Annotated in this window: 1 protein-coding gene; it reads left to right on the plus strand. The window is 76.0% G+C overall.

Translation table 11 applies throughout. The annotated features are described in order from the left end of the window. Positions 1–1652, plus strand: a 1652-nt coding sequence (locus tag MHY29_RS11990) for an amidohydrolase (protein WP_239241533.1), incomplete at its 5' end; no start/stop codon positions are given. Positions 1653–1748 lie beyond the last annotated feature (96 nt).

The following is a 1748-nucleotide window of genomic DNA, read 5'->3' on the forward strand; positions in this document are numbered from 1 at the left end:
CACCCCAGGAGACCCGCCCCATGCAGCTCGACCTGATCGTGGAGAACGCCCGCCTCATCACCGGCGACCCCGCCCGGCCGTCGGCCTCGCGGCTGGGGGTGTGGCGGGGCGTCGTCGTCGGGGTGGACGAGGAGCTGGATGGCCTCGCAGCGCGCGAACGCCTCGACGCGCGGGGGCGCACCGTCCTCGCCGGGTTCAACGACGCCCACGCGCACAGCGTCTGGTTCGGCCAGTCCCGGCTGGACGTGGACCTCGAGGGCGCGCGCACCGCGGAGGAGGTCCACCGCCGGGTCCGCGCCCGCGCCGCCGAGCTCGACCCCGGCGCCTGGGTGACGTGCACCGGCTTCGACCCCGGCCACCTCACCGGACCCCAGCCCGACCGGGACGGCCTCGACGCCGCCGCCTCCGGGCGCCCCGTGCTCATCCGCCACAACACGGGCCACGCCGTCACGGTGTCCGGGGCGGTGCTGGTCCTGGCCGGTGTGGGGGAGCAGGTGCTGCAGCAGCCCGAGGGCGGGCGGATCCTCACGGACGCCGCCGGCCGCCCCACCGGCCTGTTGGAGGAGACCGCCATGAGCCTGGTGACCCGGCTGCTGCAGCCGGAGTCCCACGAGCACATCGGCGCGTGCCTGGCGCGGGCCTCGCAGGAGTACGCGGCCGAGGGCATCACCTCGGTGACGGACGCGGGGGTGGCCGGCGGATGGATCGGGCACAGTCCGCTCGAGTTCGGGGCGTATCAGCGCGCCCGGGACGCGGGGCTGCTGCGCACCCGCTTCCAGACGATGGTCACCCTGGACGCGCTGCGCCCGGTGGACGGCCATCCCGACGACGGCACGCACCTCACCCTCGACGCCGGTGTGCGCACGGGGGTGGGCGACGAGTGGCTGCAGATCGGGCCGGCGAAGGTGTTCACGGACGGGTCGATGCTCGGGCAGACCGCCGCGATGACCGAGGACTACTGCGGCCACGGCCACGGCCGCGGCTACCTGCAGCAGGACGCGGGGGAGATGCGCCGGGCGTGCCTCGGTGCGGCGGCCGCCGGCTGGGCGCTGGCCCTGCACGCGATCGGCGACGCCGCCCTCGACTTTGCGCTCGACGTGATCGCCGAGGCGCGGGGCCGGTTCGGCCGCCCCGTGATGCCGCACCGCGTGGAGCACGGCGGGGTGGTCCGCGACGATCAGGTGGCCCGCATGGCCGAGCTGGAGGTCGTGATGGCCACCCAGCCGAACTTCATCAGCGCGTTCGGCGGGTCGGTGCGGGAGCGGATCGGGCCGGAGCGGGCCGCGCTGTCGTACCCGGCCGGGCGGCTGCTGCGCGCGGGCCTGGTGCTGCCGGGCAGCTCGGACCGCCCCGTGGCCGGCGGCCGCCCGCTGGAGGTCATCCAGGACTTCGTGCTGCGCCGCACCGAGACCGGCGAGCAGTATGGCCCGGACGCGGAGCGGCTGACGGTGGCCGAGGCCCTGCACGCCTACACCGTCGGCTCCGCCGAGGCGACCGGCTGGGGCGGGCGCAAGGGACGGCTCGCCGCGGGCCAGCTGGCGGACTTCACGGTGCTCAGCGAGGACCCGCGCGCGGTGCCGAGCGACCAGATCGCGGCGATCGACGTCGTCGCCACCGCCGTGGGCGGGGAGTTCGTGCACGGCGGGCTGTGACGCCCAGCCTGGCCCCGGCCCCCCGCGACACCCGGCCCTGCACGACGAGCCCTGCAATATGGCCCCTCAACCAGGCGGGTAGGGGCCATATCGCAG

It is taken from the genome of Micrococcus sp. ACRRV (assembly GCF_022346985.1).
Classification (GTDB): domain Bacteria; phylum Actinomycetota; class Actinomycetes; order Actinomycetales; family Micrococcaceae; genus Micrococcus; species Micrococcus porci.